At 62.2% G+C, this 15,679-nt stretch carries 15 protein-coding genes and 1 tRNA gene; 6 read left to right on the top strand and 10 right to left on the bottom strand.

The window, feature by feature from the left end:
* Positions 1-39 precede the first annotated feature (39 nt).
* The 5 genes from ACFE70_RS13105 to ACFE70_RS13085 form a co-directional block, all read right to left on the bottom strand.
* Positions 40-846: an enoyl-CoA hydratase/isomerase family protein gene (locus tag ACFE70_RS13105; protein ID WP_375418205.1), complete on the bottom strand. Its 807-nt coding sequence runs from the start codon at positions 844-846 to the stop codon at positions 40-42.
* Between the two features lie 151 nt (positions 847-997).
* The gene (locus ACFE70_RS13100; protein WP_375418204.1) at positions 998-3,283 is read right to left on the bottom strand and encodes a ComEC/Rec2 family competence protein; all 2,286 of its coding nucleotides are present in this window, start codon (positions 3,281-3,283) and stop codon (positions 998-1,000) included.
* A gap of 60 nt (positions 3,284-3,343) precedes the next feature.
* Positions 3,344-3,781, bottom strand: coding sequence for a GNAT family N-acetyltransferase (locus tag ACFE70_RS13095; protein ID WP_375418203.1), 438 nt, complete (start codon positions 3,779-3,781; stop codon positions 3,344-3,346).
* An 11-nt stretch (positions 3,782-3,792) separates the two neighbouring features.
* Positions 3,793-4,479, bottom strand: coding sequence for a hypothetical protein (locus ACFE70_RS13090; protein ID WP_375418202.1), 687 nt, complete (start codon positions 4,477-4,479; stop codon positions 3,793-3,795).
* Between the two features lie 415 nt (positions 4,480-4,894).
* Positions 4,895-5,977 (bottom strand): PhoH family protein, encoded by a 1,083-nt coding sequence (locus ACFE70_RS13085; RefSeq protein WP_375418201.1) that lies wholly within the window; start codon positions 5,975-5,977, stop codon positions 4,895-4,897.
* 235 nt (positions 5,978-6,212) lie between these two features.
* Between ACFE70_RS13085 and ACFE70_RS13080 the strand changes: the two genes are divergently transcribed.
* Positions 6,213-6,998, top strand: a complete 786-nt coding sequence (locus ACFE70_RS13080; RefSeq protein ID WP_375418200.1) for an S-adenosyl-l-methionine hydroxide adenosyltransferase family protein — start codon at positions 6,213-6,215, stop codon at positions 6,996-6,998.
* Between the two features lie 161 nt (positions 6,999-7,159).
* Here the strand turns inward: ACFE70_RS13080 and ACFE70_RS13075 are convergent, their stop codons facing one another.
* Positions 7,160-8,326 (bottom strand): alpha/beta hydrolase, encoded by a 1,167-nt coding sequence (locus ACFE70_RS13075; protein WP_375418199.1) that lies wholly within the window; start codon positions 8,324-8,326, stop codon positions 7,160-7,162.
* Positions 8,327-8,486: 160 nt separating this feature from the next.
* Between ACFE70_RS13075 and ACFE70_RS13070 the strand changes: the two genes are divergently transcribed.
* The 4 genes from ACFE70_RS13070 (at position 8,487) to ACFE70_RS13055 (ending at position 11,298) form a co-directional block, all read left to right on the top strand.
* Positions 8,487-8,783, top strand: a complete 297-nt coding sequence (locus ACFE70_RS13070) for a putative quinol monooxygenase (RefSeq protein ID WP_375418198.1) — start codon at positions 8,487-8,489, stop codon at positions 8,781-8,783.
* A gap of 115 nt (positions 8,784-8,898) precedes the next feature.
* Positions 8,899-9,432 carry an iron-sulfur cluster co-chaperone HscB C-terminal domain-containing protein gene (locus tag ACFE70_RS13065; protein WP_375418197.1) on the top strand — a complete coding sequence of 178 codons (534 nt, stop codon included), beginning with the start codon at positions 8,899-8,901 and terminating at the stop codon, positions 9,430-9,432.
* Positions 9,433-9,469: 37 nt separating this feature from the next.
* Positions 9,470-9,551, top strand: a tRNA-Leu gene (locus ACFE70_RS13060).
* A 235-nt stretch (positions 9,552-9,786) separates the two neighbouring features.
* Positions 9,787-11,298 (top strand): 3' terminal RNA ribose 2'-O-methyltransferase Hen1, encoded by a 1,512-nt coding sequence (locus ACFE70_RS13055; protein WP_375418196.1) that lies wholly within the window; start codon positions 9,787-9,789, stop codon positions 11,296-11,298.
* Here ACFE70_RS13055 and ACFE70_RS13050 read toward each other — a convergent pair.
* The 3 genes from ACFE70_RS13050 to ACFE70_RS13040 are packed head-to-tail and all read right to left on the bottom strand — an operon-like array spanning position 11,276 to position 12,459.
* The gene (locus ACFE70_RS13050) at positions 11,276-11,809 is read right to left on the bottom strand and encodes a hypothetical protein (RefSeq protein ID WP_375418195.1); all 534 of its coding nucleotides are present in this window, start codon (positions 11,807-11,809) and stop codon (positions 11,276-11,278) included. The genes ACFE70_RS13055 and ACFE70_RS13050 overlap by 23 nt on opposite strands.
* A gap of 13 nt (positions 11,810-11,822) precedes the next feature.
* Positions 11,823-12,125: a helix-turn-helix domain-containing protein gene (locus ACFE70_RS13045; RefSeq protein WP_375418194.1), complete on the bottom strand. Its 303-nt coding sequence runs from the start codon at positions 12,123-12,125 to the stop codon at positions 11,823-11,825.
* Positions 12,109-12,459, bottom strand: a complete 351-nt coding sequence (locus ACFE70_RS13040; RefSeq protein ID WP_375418193.1) for a type II toxin-antitoxin system RelE/ParE family toxin — start codon at positions 12,457-12,459, stop codon at positions 12,109-12,111. Before ACFE70_RS13040 ends, ACFE70_RS13045 begins: the two co-directional genes overlap by 17 nt.
* A 44-nt stretch (positions 12,460-12,503) precedes the next feature.
* Here ACFE70_RS13040 and ACFE70_RS13035 point away from each other — a divergent pair, with 44 nt between their 5' ends.
* On the top strand, positions 12,504-15,134 hold the full coding sequence (locus ACFE70_RS13035) for a polynucleotide kinase-phosphatase (protein WP_375418192.1): 2,631 nt from the start codon (positions 12,504-12,506) through the stop codon (positions 15,132-15,134).
* A gap of 18 nt (positions 15,135-15,152) precedes the next feature.
* Here the strand turns inward: ACFE70_RS13035 and ACFE70_RS13030 are convergent.
* Positions 15,153-15,679: hypothetical protein (locus ACFE70_RS13030; protein WP_375418191.1), on the bottom strand; the 527-nt coding region annotated here is incomplete at its 5' end.

Here is a 15,679-nt window from a genome sequence, read left to right as displayed (position 1 = left end):
AGCTAAGCACTATGCACCAAGCACCAAGCACTAAAAAAGTTACCAACTAATCTTTTCCTTGTTTAGAAACGCGGCGATGCCGCGGCGGCAGTCGTCGGAGCCGCGGGCTTCGGCGTTGCGGCGGGTGGCGTAGCGCAGGCCTTCTTCGAGGGCCATTTCGGGCAGCGAGGCCAGCATTTCCTTGGTCACTTCCATGCTCTGCGCCGAGTTTTCGCGGGCCAGGCGCTGGGCGTAGGCGCGCACGTCGGCGGCCAGCGTATCGGCCGGCGCCAGGAAGGTGATGAGGCCCAGGTCGAGGGCAGTCTGGGCCGACACCACGTCGCCGCTCAAGAGCAATTGCTTGGTGCGGGCCTCGCCGATTTTGCGCAGCAAAAACACGCTCACGATGGCGGGCAGAAACCCGATTTTCACTTCCGTGTAGCCGAACTTGGCTTCGGGCACGGCGAAAGTGATGTCGCAGATGGCGGCCAGGCCGCAGCCGCCGGCCAGCGCGTGGCCCTGCACCTGCCCGATAACGACTTTCTTGAGCGTATAAATCTGATGAAAAAGCTGCATCAGATGGGTTGAATCCAGCAGATTATCGGTGTAGCCGTAGCCTTGCAGCTCCTGGATGTAGGCCAGGTCGGCGCCGGCGCAAAACACGTCGCCGGCCGCGCGCAGCACGATAATTCGGCAGCTGTCATCATTCTCGGCGTGTTCAAAAGCCTGTTTCAGCTCGCTCACAACTTCGGAGTTTAGCGCGTTGCGCTTGTCGGGACGGTGGAGGGTGATGTAGCCGATGCGCTCGTCGGCCTCGTAGCGGATGTAGCGCAGGGCTTCGAGCTCGGGGGTCAGCAGGTTTTCCATGATAAGCAAAGCAACGCAAAAACCGGGGGCGAATGGTTCGCGGCCGGGCTGATTTATCAGCTAAACGAGCAAAGTGGGGGTTGAGTCAGGGAGGGGGGGGGTAGGGAAATAAGCCGGGGCAAAAGCCGGTCCTGCTTATTTCCCTACCCCCCTACTTACTGATAACCAGTTCAAACGCTCCCTGCGCCGTCACGTCCCAGGTGCGGAAGCCGGCGGCGCGCAGGCTGGAATCAAGCCGGGCCACGTACCAGGGCTTGCACGAAGAATCAAACACAACCTGTGGCCCGGTGCCGAAAGCGGCAGCTAATTGCTCGGCTTTCACCCGCGCGTTGCGGCGCAACACCAGCACCTCGACCGGGCCGGGCGCCGCGGCCCGGCTCAGCCCGGCGCCCGGCCGGCCCGACACGAACGCCAGCCGCCGGCCCCGCCACGCGGCCAGCACCAGCGGCGCAGGCGGCGCATACAGGCGCGGGTTGGCGCTGTCAGGGTCGGCCAGGCGGCGCACGGGCACCCGCGCCCCGCGCCAGCCCACGCGGATAGCTGACTGCTGCGCCTCGCGCCGGATGAGGCCGGGCACGAGGCGGTAGGTGCGCTCGGTGTCGGTGAGGGGTAGGGAATCGACGGTGATGAACTCGGCGGCGCTGCCCTGCCAGAAGCCCACCACCGAGCGGCGCGGAATGCTGTAGATGATGAGGCGCTCGTCGGGCGCGATTTGGCGGGCGTAGGCGGCGCGGCTGCCACCGTAGCCCAGCAGCAGGCCGGCCGCGGCGCCCAGCCAGGACAGGCGGCGGGTGCTGAAAAACACGAGCAGCGCGCCGATGAAAGCGAAGATGAGCGCCGTTTGCAGGGCCGTGACGTGAATGCCCGAAACCAGGGCCTGCGGCAGCGCGCGGCCAATCCAGAAAATGTATTCGTTGAACAGCCAGATGGTCTTCTCAAACAACCAAGCCACGCCCTGCGGCAGCCGGTCCAGCGCGTGGCTCGCGGCGGCCGGCAGCAGCAGCCCGACCAGCGCCACCAGGCCTTTCAAAGCCAGCAAAATCAGCCCCACGTACACCGCGCCGCTGGAAATGGGTACCGCCACCAGGTTGGAAAACAGGAAGCTGAGCGGAAACTGATGAAAATAGAACAGCCCCAGCGGAAACGTGGCTACCTGCGCCGCCAGCGACAAGGCCGTGGCCTGCCAGACGGCGTGGGCGCTCCAGGCGCCGGCCCGCCACAGCGCCTGCACCGGCCGCGGCTGCCAGGGCCGGCACCGGTTGTCGAACCAGGCTCTGGCGTCAACCCAATTGGCGATGCGCGGCTGCAAATACACGATGCTGAGCACGGCCAGAAACGAGAGCTGAAAGCCCACGTCGGCCACCAGGTACGGGTCGTATACCAGCAGGCAGAACGCCGCCACGGCCAGCGTATTGAAGATGCTGCTCTGCTTACCCCAGGCCCGCGCTACGATAATGAAGCTGAACATCACCGTGGCCCGCAGCACCGACGCCGAGAGCCCCGTCACGAAAGCGTAGCTCCAGACAGTGGCTAGCCCCAGCGCCGCCGACCACCACCGAAACCCGCGCACGGCTCCGAAAAAGCGCCGCAGCAGCCAGGTCAGCGCCCCAAACAAGAGCCCCACCTGCAGGCCCGACACGGCCATAATGTGGGTGGTGCCGGTGCTGGCGTAGGCCTGCTTGGTTTCGTCGTCAATCTCATCCTTGAGGCCCAGCACCAGCGCCGAGGCCAGGGCGTACTCGCGAGGGCTTTGGATATACTGCCGAAACACGCCGTCGAGCACCCGCGCGGCCCGGAAGCTCATGGCCCGCAGCAGGCTGCCAGGCTCGGTGCGCAGCACCCGGTACTGATCGGGGTGGATGAACTGCTGATGGTAAACCTGCCGGTATTCCAAATAACGGCGGTAGTCGAACTCGCTGGGGTTGAGCGGGGCCTTGCTCAAGTCGGGGTGGCCGCGCACGAGCCATACCTGCCCGTACTGCGGCATCCCTACCCCCCCTGCCCGTGGCAAGCTGATGCGGATGCCGCCGGTAGCCGTCTGCCAGCGGCCATTCAGCCGCACGCTGCGCACCCGCAGTGTGGTGGCGTAGGTTTTGGGGCGCGCCACGGGGTAGTCGTCCACGGTGGCTTCGTAAGCCTCTATCTGGCTGGTAAAGTGGCCGATGTGGTCAGCACGACGGCTCCCGGTGCGCTGCTGCGTGAGCACGAAGCCCGCCAAGCCCACGGTCAGCAAGGCTAGCCAGCCGGCCATATCGGTCGCCGCTGAAGCGGCTGGCCGCCGGGCCGCGTACAGCGCCACCATAGCATATAGCCCAACGGCGCCGACTAGCGCCGGCAGCAGGTCGGGTGCCTTTTCGCCCAGGTAGAGGTAGGCCACGATGCCCAGCAGCAGCGCCGGCGTCAGCCGCACGAACGGAAACAGCGGCCAGGCAATCATGAGTTGGGCGGGAAAAGTGCGGCCCCAAGATAGCGGCCAAACCTCGTGCTACCCCTTACTTCATCCCTTCAGCGCCATTTTATAGTGCTGAATGCCGGCCTCTTCAAACAGCTCCCCGACCCGCGCAAAGCCGTGGCGCTCATAAAACGGCACCGCCCGCAGCTGCGCATGCAGGTACACCAACTCGCCGGGCGCCTGCTGCCGCACATCGGCCACCACCTGCTTTAGCAAGGCGGCGCCGACTTCTTGGTTGCGAAAATCGGGCAGCACGGCGAAGCGCTCCAGCTTCACGCCGTTTTCGGTTTCGCGCCAGCGGGCGGCACCGGCGGGCGTGCCGTTGGTGGCGTGGGCCAGGTAGTGGCGCGTGGTGGCCTGGCGGTCGTGGGCGTCATATTCCAGCTCGGCGGGCACGCCCTGCTCGTGCACGAATACCCGCTCACGGATGGTGAAGGCGGCGTCGAGGTCGCGCAGGTCGGTTACGCGCTGAGCGGTAGGCATGGGGCAACAGTTTATCGCAGCTTGTCGAATTCGGCGCGCAATTCCACGTAGCCCTCACTTCCCAACTGCTTTTCGCTCAAAACAGGAGTACGTGGGCTGGAAACCGGGTAGAATCGTTTATAATTTATCAATTCCGGCACGGCCGCCTCCCACAACCGCTTAGAACGCAGTCCAATAATCAGCGCTTTACGCTCTGTAGCCTGCCGCACCAGTGCGAAGCCGTATTCCTGCGTGGGCAGGCACTGCCGTGTGGGCTGGTATGATGTAGACCGGTAAGGTGCGTACTGAACATTCAAAATGGCCCGCGCCAGCAGCCGGTCATCGTAGTGAGCCCGCAACGGCTTTAAGCGCCGGTGCCACCACTGCTGCCCGGCCCCTGGCACCCCGCCTTCAATCGCAGGGTCGAGAAAAAACAGTGGATAAGGCAGCGTCGGGTCGTGGCGGTAGTTGCGGAAATTAGTCTCCAGAAAATAGGGCGTGGTTTGGAGGGTTTCGTCACTTTCGGCATAACCAGGGTTCAGCCCCAGCAGCACGACGGGCGCGTCGGGCCGACCCTGAAACGGCAGCGGTGGCAGGTGCAGCCGGTAGGCCGTAGGGCGGGGGTTGCGAATCGCATCGTGAACGTCAAGGAACGGCGCGTCTTGCGGAAGCACGAACGGCGCTTGATTAGGCAGCGCCAACCAGGGGTTGGTAGTCATTTGCTAGTGAAGCTGTTCAGGAAGTAGGAGGCCGGGTAATTTTACGCAATAGTAGCACCATAAAGGCTAGTTGTTTTCACGGCCTGCACCTCGTAGGAGGCGCGCTTGAGCGGCGTGTCGACTGGCCAGTTCCGACACGAGCCGCCCGCCATATTCGGCTCGGTCAGCGCTATGAACCTCGTATTTAGTCACGTAGCGGCCAATGCAGCAGTTGCGGATGATAAGCCAGTAGCTGGCTTGCTGGGCGGCGCGGGCCGGGTGCTCATGCAGCCGGCCGATTTAGTCGGCTAGGCGGGCCAGGGTTGAACTATCCATTTGAGTGGTGAGCAAGGCTAATCAGTCTGATTAGGGCGCGCCCGAGATGCCCCCACTTTTTCCACAAAAAAGCCCTGGCAAGTTGCCAGGGCTGAGCGTTTTACAAAGTTTGCTCGTGGTTTACGGGCAGCGCCGGTGCGGCGGCGCCTGTTTCGGGGCGCCGCTCGGGGTAGCCTTCGCGGCGGTAGTTCTGGGCCGGGCGCTGCTGCTGCTGGGCCTGCTCGCGCTGCTGCTGTTCGTCGAAGCGGTCGTAGGCCGTTACGATTTCCTTCACCAAGCGGTGGCGCACCACGTCCTCGACGCTCATCTCGACGTAGCCGATGCCGGGCACGTCCTTGAGGATGTCCAACGCCTGCATCAGGCCCGACTTCTGGCGCGTGGGCAAGTCAATCTGGCTGCGGTCGCCGTTGACCATCACCTTGGCCGTGGGGCCCATGCGGGTGAGAAACATCTTCAGTTGCGAAGGCGTGGTGTTCTGGGCCTCATCGAGCAGCACGAAGGCGTTGTTCAGGGTCCGGCCGCGCATATAGGCCAGGGGCGCGATTTCAATAATCTTGTTTTCCTGGTAGAATTTCAGCTTTTCGGCCGGAATCATGTCCTCCAGGGCGTCGTAAATCGGGCGCAGGTAGGGGTCAACCTTCTCCTTCATATCTCCCGGCAGAAAGCCCAGGCTTTCGCCGGCTTCCACGACGGGACGGGAAATAATGATCTTCTTGACCTCTTTGTTCTTGAGCGCCCGCACGGCCAGCGCCACCGAGATGTAGGTTTTGCCGGTGCCGGCGGGGCCGAGCGTGAAGGTCAAATCATGCCTCATCACCGCATCGACCAGCTTCTGCTGATTGGGCGTCTTGGCCTTGATGACGCCGCCCTTGGCCCCGAACAGAATTACGTCGGGCGAGGCGGCGAGCACCCGGCTTTCGGCCTCCTCACTGGTGGCCGAGAGGTACTCGTGGATGGTTTTGTCGCTGATTTGCCCGTACTGGTGGTAGTGCTCAATCAGCGAGGACAGAATCTCGTTGATGCGGGCGATGGCCGGCGTCTGGCCCTGAATCTTGATTTCGTTGCCCCGCGAGATGATTTTCGAGCCCGGAAAAGCCGCCGCCAGCTGGCGAATATTCTGGTTGTCGGGCCCCAGGAAATCCAGCAGGGACACGTTTTCAAGGGTGATGACTTTTTCGACCAAAGGAGGTTCGGGGGGGAATAAGGGGGGTAGGAAATGAAATAGCAGCGGGCGCCCACCGTTGAGCCTCAGCCAACGATGACGGAAACACAACCAAAAAGTAACCCGGAAAGTCTCAGGCAGTTGGCTTGCCGGCCCGAAAAAGCCGCCGCGCCTGGCCGGAAACCGGCTACTTTTGCAGCCGCCCGCCCCCGACTGGCGCGGCTAAACAATACTACGCAAAACTTCTCACCTGGGAATGGCGCTCCTGACGCTGCTTACTGATTTCGGCTACCGCGACCACTACGTGGCGGCGCTGAAGGCGCGCCTGCTGCACCTGGAGCCCGCCCTTCAACTGCTCGATATCAGCCACGCCGTCGAAGCTTTCAACATCGCCCACGCCGTGTACGTGCTCAGCTCAGTGTACCAGGATTTCCCGGCCGGCACGGTGCACCTGGTTGGCGTCTCGGACCTGGGCCGGGGCCACGGCGCCGAGCCGGTCTGGCACGCCGCCCACTACCAGGGCCACTACTTCGTGAGCGCCGACAACGGCCTGCTCAACCTGCTCTGCGACGGCCGCCCCGAGGAGCTGATTTCCCTACCCCCCCCCGGCGGCAGTAACCTTGCCTCGCCCACCCGCGACGTGCTCGCGCCCGCCGCCGTGCGCCTGGCCCAGGGCGAGCCGCTCAGCGCCCTGGGCCCGCCCGCCCCGGACCTGCACCAGCTACTCAACCGGCAGCTGCGGCTGCAAGACAACCGCATCACCGGCCACGTTATCCACGTCGACCACTACGGCAACCTGATTACCAACATCTCGCGCAGCGCCGTGGAGGTGGTGGGCCGGGGCCGCCCGCCGGCCGTGCACTTCGCCCGCGAAACCGTGCGCGAGCTGCTCCCCCACTTCGCCGCCGGCGAGCCCGGCGCCGCCGTTTGCACCTTCAACTCCCGCGACTGCCTCTGCATCGGCATCGGCCAGGGCCACGCCGCCGAGCTGCTGGGCCTGTACTACGATTCGCAGGTGGACGTGCGGTTTGTGGCCGATTGAGGGGGCAGGAAACAAATAATTGTCCGTCATCCTGAGCTTGCGAAGGACCTTATCACGCTGAAACGAGTCGTTGTTTTGACTATCGTTCTTTGGTGATAAGGTCCTTCGCAAGCTCAGGATGACGGACAATTCTTTATTTTCTAATTGAAAAAGCAGATTACCTACCTCAGCCCGCCTTTCAAATCGTCCACGACTACCCCTTGCGCCTGCTTAGCTTCGGGCACTACGGCGGCCATGCCGAAGAACTCGTGCACCGTGCCGGGGTAGAGCTTGTAGTTCACTTTTACGCCGGCAGCTTGCAGCTTGTCGGCCAAGGTCTTGCCCTCGCTCTTGAGCGGGTCGTAGTCAGCGGCGATGATGGTGGTGGGGGGTAGACCTTTCAGGTTAGCGTTCACCAAATCAATGCGCGGGTCTTTGCCGTCGGCGGGCGTGCGCAGGTAGTTCTTGAAGAACCACCCCATGCCACCTTTGTCAAGGGGCTTGTAGCCGGCCTCACTAGCCTGGTAGGAGGGCGTATTCTGGTCGTAGCCGGCAATCGGGTACACCAAAACCTGATACTTGGGCAGCGCCACTTTCCGGTCGCGGGCCATCATACTCACGGCGCAGGCCAAGCCGCCGCCGGCGCTTTCGCCCACCACGGCCACCTTGCTGGGGTCGCCCTTCATACTAGCCGCGTTCTTGAGCACGAACTGATAGGCCGCAAACGAGTCGTCGTGGGCGGTCGGAAACTTATGCTCCGGTCCCTGGCGGTAGGCCACCGACACCACTACGGCGCCGGCCTGCTCGCACAGTGCCTGCGCCGAGGCGTGATAGGTATCGAGGTTGGCAATAACCCAGCCGCCGCCGTGGTAATAGACGATGACGGGATAAGGCGCCGTGCCGCCTTTGGGCGTGTAGATGCGGGCCTTGATGCCGCCGCTCAGGGCCTTGCCGGCCGTGTCGCAGTTCATGGGCGGCATCGGGATTTTGCTCATCCGCATTTGCTTTTCAACGGCTTCCTTGGCGCCGGGCTGCTTGCGGGCCTCTTTCGCGGTGAGCGTGGGTAGGGGCTTGGGATTGAAGCTGGCCAGCTGCTCAACTACGGCCTGCATCTGAGGCGTGATGTTGGGGCCCCAGGCGGGCTTGGCGCCGGTGGGCTTCACGGCGCCCGCCGCGCCGCCCGCAGCCATTGCGCCGGTGGTATCGCCCACCGTGGGAGCGGCGGGGCTGTCGCCCACTACGGTAGCCGTAGAGTCGGTAGCCGTGGCGGCAGGCTTGCTGTCGCAGGCGGTCAGCAGCGCGGCGCTGGCCAAGCTAGCCAGCACGAGGCGGGCGGAAAAGGTATGCATGGGAGGTGTTTGGTAAAGAAAGAAGAAAGAGCTAGCAGAAATTGCCAGCTCATCTACGAAGCAGCCCGCCCGACGGTTGGTGGTAACATTGCCGAAATTCTAAGCTCAGCTATATTTCCTACCCCCCACCGCTGCGCCAAGCCCCTCTCACTCCCAAAAAATGCTGATTCGCCTCGTGCGCATGACCTTCGACCCGGCTCAGGTGCCCGCGTTTCAGGCCCTGTTCGCCCAAACCCAGGACCTGATTCGCCAGCAGCCCGGCTGCCGCTTGCTGGAGCTGTGGCAGGATGCCGACCAGCCCCACATCTTCTGCACCCACAGCCACTGGGACGACCAGGCCGCGCTCGACGCCTACCGGCGTTCAGCACTGTTTGGGCGGGTGTGGCCGGCTACCAAAAGGCTGTTTGCCGCCCCGCCCCTGGCCTTCTCCTCCCGAATCACAGATGGTGCAGATTAACCGGGATGCCGCAAATTCGTTCTGCTGTAGGATTCGTTCTGCTGTAGGATTAAAAGGCTGGTGTCTAAATGCCAGCAGAACGAATCTGCGTCATCCCGGTTAATCTGCACCATCTGTGATTTATTTTGAACTCTACGGCCTGCCCGAAACCTTCACTCCCGATGCCGCCGCGCTTCAGGCCACCTACTACCGCCTGAGCCGGGAGTACCACCCCGACTTCCACGCCACCAAAAGCCCGGCCGAGCAGGCCGAGATGCTGCGCCTGAGCACGCTCAACACCGACGCCTACCGCATCCTTTCGGACCCCGACGCCCGCATGGCCTACCTGCTGCGCCAGCACGGCCTGCTGAGTGAGGGCGGCGGCCAGGAATCCCTACCCCCCGATTTTCTCATGGAGGTCATGGACCTCAACGAGCAGCTTATGGAAGCCCAGGGCGGCGACCCGGCAGCCGTAGCGGCGCTCGACGCCGAAGTCACAGCCCTGAGCGACACGCTCGACGCGGGCATCGGGCCCGTGCTGGCTGGCTACGAAGGTTTGCCCGCCGACCATCGCCCCGCCGCCTTGCAGCAAATCCAGACCTACTACCTAAAAAAGCGCTACCTCTTGCGGCTTCGCCAGCAGCTCTCTACCTTTGCCGCCCGCTCCTGATACCGGCAGAGCGGAATTTGGCTGCTGAAATCATCCTGCCCGGATGGCGGAACCGGTAGACGCGTTGGTCTCAAACACCAATACCGCAAGGTGTGCCGGTTCGACTCCGGCTCCGGGTACATTGACACATTGCGAAGCTCCCGAAAACCAGCTTTTCGGGGGCTTTTGCGTTTGAGACGCTATTTGGGTCGTTGGTTTCGGGGGGGGGTAGGAAAGTGGCAGGCGGGTTAGGCTATCTGCTCATTCGAGCTGCTGCCGGGCTGAAGATTGACTGAGGTAGCGAGCATTAGGTTTGAGGCTCAGAACTAGCAGCAGTTGCTACTTTCGGCTTTTCACAAGCTTCTCTCCTACCCCATGCTGCTGACGCTTACCACCACTTATTCGCCGGCCACTGACCTGGGCTATTTGCTGCACAAGAACCCGGCCCGCCTGCAAACCGTGGAAGTGGCCGGCGGCGTGGCCCATATTTTCTATCCCGAAGCCACGGCCGAGCGCTGCACGGTGGCCCTGCTGCTGGACCTGGACCCCGTGGGGCTGGTGCGGGGCCGCGGTGGCAGCGAGGGGTTTGCGCTGGAGCAGTACGTCAACGACCGGCCCTACGTGGCCTCCTCGTTTCTGAGCGTGGCGCTGAGCAAAGCCTTCGGCACGGCCATGAACGGCACCTGCAAGGACCGGCCCACCCTGCCGGCGCAGCCCCTACCCCTCTCGGCGCGGGTGGCCGTGGTATCAGCGCCCGGCCCCGACTGGCCGCGCCGGCTGTTTGAGCCGCTGGGCTACGCCGTGGAAATCGAGACGACGCCGCTCGACCCGACCGTGCCGGAGTGGGGCGACAGCGCCTACTACACCCTGACCCTACAGCACGAGGCCGTGCGGTTGCAGGACTTGCTCACGCACCTGTACGTGCTGCTGCCGGTGCTTGACAACGATAAGCACTACTACGTGGACCAGCAGGAAGCCGACAAGCTGCTGCACCGCGGCGGCGAGTGGCTGCCGCAGCACCCGGAGCGCAGCTTTATCACGCGGCGCTACCTGCGCTACCTGGCCGGCATCGTGAACCCGACCCTGGCTCGGCTCTTGGAAGACGAGGTTGCGGAAACGCCATTTCCCTACCCCCCCGCCAATGATGAAGGGGCACCAGAAGAAATAGTGCCAGCCGATGCCAAAACCGTCAGCGGCGCAGGGCCTGCCCTCCCTTCCGCTCTGGAAAGGGGGGTAGGGAATGAGGCGCTGGCGGCGCCGAAACTCTCGCTGCACGACCAACGCTTGCAGCAAGTGGCCAACGAAATCTACCAGCTCGGCCCTAAGCGCGTGCTGGACCTGGGCTGCGGCGAGGGCAAGCTCCTGCGCCTGCTGCTGCGCCAGCCCAAAATTGAGTTTATCCTTGGTATGGATGTGTCGCACCAGGCGCTGAGCCGGGCCGCCCAGCGCCTGCACCTGGCCGAGATGCCCCCGCGCCAGCGCGCCCGCATCGAGCTGATTCAGGGGTCGTTGCTCTACCGGGACGCCCGGCTGGCCGGCTTCGACGCGGCGGCGCTGGTCGAAGTCATCGAGCACCTCGACGAAAACCGTCTGGCGGCGCTGGAACACGTCGTGTTCGGGCAGGCCCGGCCGGCGCACGTGTTCGTGACGACGCCCAACGCCGACTACAACCAGCTCTTCGAGAAGCTCAACGCCGGCGAGTTTCGCCACGACGACCACCGCTTTGAGTGGCGCCGCGCCGAGTTTGCGACCTGGGCCGCGGGCGTGGCCGCGCGCCACGACTATCAGGTGCGGCTCGCGGGGATGGGCGACGAAGTGGAGGGGGTAGGCACGCCCTCGCAGATGGCGGTGTTTGCGATGGCAGCTATTCCTGATACTGGTAAATGAAGCGGCGACCAGGCGTTAGGTGTGCACTCCTATAGGCTAGGATTAGTTTTTCTGCCGGGAAAACTCGCTCGATATGAATTGTGTCGCTGCCGTCAAGTATACTCTGCGCGTTGTTTATGAGGGCAATGTGAAATCTATCTAAATTCTTGTCACGCATAAAGGTTGAATCTTCAGCGAGTTCTTCAAGACTATATGCAACCGGACCTTCTGCCAAGTAGGTGCGAAATTCCTGTAAATGTCCTGTGCTATCAACGACGTACTTATTTTCAATGTCAAACTCTAGCTCCTGCACTTTGAAGGAGCACGTGTAAGAATCCGCTTGTAGAAATTCTTTGACGATGTCGCCGCACTTGGTATGATGCGGACTCATTTCTTCGTCCAATACCTGATACTTAGCTACTAGCCGGGATGTGACAGGAATCTTGACATCAGACTGTGTAACATAGCTTGCAAGTCCTATAATCATCACTGAACTAAGAAATAGCTGTCTGTTTGCAGAATAGGAAATCATTTACCACAGATAGCTACTCCACACTCAGCTTCAAATGCCCGCCTAATCCCTCCCGGATAATTCGCATCAGCGTTGAGAGCCGGATATCCGAGGCGTCGTTTTCGATGCGGGAAATGTAGGTTTTAGTGGTGCCACACTTTTCGGCCAACTGCGCCTGAGTTAAGCCTTTTTCCTTACGCAGTTCTTGCAGCATAACCCCGAGCTTAAAGGCTTCAAAGCCTTCTTCAAACTCTTCGCGGGCGGGGGCGCCGGGCTTGCCATATTGCTCGTCAAGATGGTCGGCGAGGGAAGTAAGGTGATTAGTTGGCTTTTTCATTGAAGTATTGCTGTTTGATTTTCTCAGCTAATTCCAACTCGTTTTTTGGCGTTTTCTGGGTCTTCTTTTGAAAGCCGTTGACGAGGATGATAAGCTGGCCTTTGTCGAAGAAACTGAAGACGCGGTAGATGTCGGAGCCGACTTCGACCCGGATTTCATACAGCCCTGAGCTGCCGGCGAGATGCTTGAAGTACTTTTCTGGCACCCGCTCGACAGTGGCTAGCAGCTTTAGAGTCCAGTTGAATTTCCTTTGCACCTCTGGTTTGAGCGTGGCGAAGAAATCCAGATAAAAGCGACGGTAGTAAAATACGTTACGAACAAACTCTTCAGCCATGCGCCAAAGTTAGCGCATCAGCTAACATTCTATACGCCTAAACAATGCCCCAAGATATCCTAAAGCTTCCCAAACTCTCCCTTATTCTCCTCATTGGCAGCACGGGGGCGGGCAAGTCTACGTTTGCGCGGCGCTTGTTCAAGCCCACGGAGATTGTGTCGTCGGACACTTGCCGGGGGCTGGTGGCCGACAATGAAAACGACCAGTCGGCCAGCAAGGACGCCTTTGAGCTGCTGCACTACCTAGTGGCCATGCGCCTGAAGCGCGGACTGCTCACGGTGGTGGACGCGACCAACGTGCAGGCCGAAGGGCGCAAGCCGCTGGTGGCCCTGGCCCGGCAGTACCACGTGCTGCCGGTGGCCGTCGTGCTCGACGTGCCCGAGGCCGTGGCCCACGCGCGCAACGCCGGCCGGCCCGAGCGGCGGCACTTGGGGCCGCACGTGGTGGCGCGGCACCGCCAGGATTTGCGCAAGAGCCTGCGCAACCTCAAGCAGGAAGGCTTTCGGCACGTGCATCACCTGCGCGGCGTGGAGGAAGTGGACGTGGTGCAAGGCATTCAGCGCGAACGGCTTTATAACAACCGCCAGGAGGAAACTGGGCCCTTCGACATCATCGGCGACGTGCACGGCTGCTACGACGAGCTGCTGGCCCTGCTCGGGCAGCTGGACTACCAAGTGGAGGCCGAGCCGGTGGCCGACGACCGCGACCTGGGCGTGCGGGTGACGCCGCCGGCGGGGCGGCGGGCCGTGTTTCTGGGCGACCTCGTGGACCGCGGCCCGGCCTCGCCGCAGGTGCTGCGCCTGGTGATGCGCATGGTGCGCGACGGGGTGGCGCTGTGCGTGCCCGGCAACCACGACATCAAGCTGCTGCGCCACTTAAGCGGCAAGAAAGTGAGCATAAACCACGGCCTGGGCGAGACGCTGGCGCAATTGGAAGCCGAGCCGGCGGCGTTTGGCGGGCAGGTGCGGCAGTTTCTGGATGGGCTGGTGAGCCACTACGTGCTCGACGGCGGCCGGCTGGTGGTGGCCCACGCGGGCCTGACCGAAGACATGCAGGGCCGCGGCTCGGGGGCGGTGCGAGCCTTCGCCTTGTTTGGCGAGACGACGGGCGAGATTGACGAGTTTGGGTTGCCCGTGCGCTACGAGTGGGCGCGCGAGTACCGCGGCCGGGCCCTGGTAGCCTACGGCCACACGCCCGTGCCCGACCCGGAGTGGCTCAACAACACCATTGATATCGACACGGGCTGCGTGTTTGGCGGCCGGCTGACGGCGCTGCGCTACCCGGAGCGCGAGCTGGTGAGCGTGCCCGCCGCGCGGGTGTACTGCGAGCCGGTGCGCCCGCTTAACTACCGCCCGGCCGCGCGGCTGCTCCCGGACGGGGGGGTAGGGATGGGCGCGGACGAGCTAAGCGCGCAGCAGCAGCAGGACGATTTGCTCGACATTCAGGACGTGACGGGCAAGCAGTTTATCGAGACCCGGCTGCTGCGCGGCGTCACCATTCGGGAGGAAAACGCGGTGGCGGCGCTGGAGGTGATGTCGCGATTTGCCCTGCATCCGAAGTGGCTGCTGTATCTGCCGCCCACGATGTCGCCCACGGAAACGTCGGAGCTGCCCGACCTGCTGGAGCACCCGGCCGAGGCCCTGGCCTATTACAAGCAATTGGGCGTGGAGCGGGTGGTATGCGAGGAAAAGCACATGGGCAGCCGCGTGGTGGTGGTGCTGGGCAAGAATGAGGAAGCCATTCGGCGGCGGCTGGGCTTGCCGGCCGGCGAGGGGGTAGGGAAATGCTACACTCGCACGGGCCGCAACTTCTTCACTGATTCGGCGCTGGAAACCGCGTTTCTGACCCGGCTGCGCGATGCGCTGAGTTCGGCCGGCTTCTGGGAGAAGTTTGATACCGACTGGGTGTGCCTGGATGCCGAGCTGCTGCCGTGGTCGGCCAAGGCGCAGGAGCTGGTGAAGAACCAGTACGCGGCCGTGGCGGCGGCAGCGGGCGCCGCCCTGCCCCAGGTCGAGGCCGTACTCGCGCAGGCCGCCGCCCGCGACCTCGATGGCGCCGAAGCCCTGCTGGCCCGCACCACGGCCCGCCGCGAAGCCGCCGCCTACTACGCCGACGCCTACCGCCGCTACTGCTGGCCCGTGCATTCGCTCGATGATTTGAAGCTGGCGCCCTTTCACCTGCTGGCCACGGAGGGCAAAACGTACTTCGACCGCGACCACGCCTGGCATATGGAAACCCTGCGCGCCCTGAGCCTGGCCGACCCTGGCCTGCTGCGCGCCACGCCCTACCGCGTCGTGCCCCTGGCCGACCCGGCCGAGGTAGAGGCGGCCATCCAGTGGTGGACCGAGCTGACGGCGGCCGGCGGCGAGGGCATGGTAGTGAAGCCCTACGACTTCGTGGCCAGCAACCGCAAAGGCATCTTGCAGCCAGCGCTCAAGTGCCGGGGTAGGGAATACCTGCGCATCATTTACGGCCCCGACTACCTGCTGCCCGGCAACCTGGAACGCCTCAAGCAGCGCAACGTGAAGGGCAAGCGCAACCTGGCGCTGCGCGAGTTTGCCCTGGGCGTGGAAGGGCTGGAGCGCTTCGTGGCCGGGCAGCCGCTGCGCCGGGTGCATCAGTGCGTGTTCGGCGTGCTCGCGCTGGAAAGCGAGGCTGTGGACCCGCGGCTGTAGATATAATGAAGCATGTTTCTATGCCCCAAGTCCCATTATTGTGGACCCAAGTTCAGCTACAGATGTAATTCTCCTAAGAGCTTTTCTTGCTGTTCGGCGGCTTCTCATATCGCCTACCCGCAGATTGACCAAGTGAAATATTTCCTTGCTATTATTTCGATTCTCCTCGTCAATATTTTTCAATACATTAACAGCTGCACTAATGTATTGCTGAAGCTCTAAAAATGACTGTTCAATCATATTCTCTTCAAGCTCAATCATAGTGTAGTCTATCACTTGATTGTTTTGAACTTGAAAAAAAAGTATTGCCGGATATTTCACCTCAATTTCTTGCCCAAAATACTTCTTGACAATATCATTAGATTCATAATCTGGGCTGTTGAAACTACTGATATTGGTTAGATACTTGGTTTCGTAATCACCAGAAGTGTTTGCATGTCCTTTTCCTCTGTAACGCAGTTTAGGCTTATAGTGAAAGCTGAAGACGGTTAAGTATTCTCCAGATGTTGCATCAAGACTTAGCCAATAACTTCTTTTGTCTAAGA

The sequence above is a fragment of the uncultured Hymenobacter sp. genome (assembly GCF_964243305.1).
In the GTDB taxonomy this organism is placed as follows: domain Bacteria; phylum Bacteroidota; class Bacteroidia; order Cytophagales; family Hymenobacteraceae; genus Hymenobacter.
Note: the sequence above shows the minus strand (reverse complement) of the source record. Positions and strands in the feature narration are given on the sequence as shown.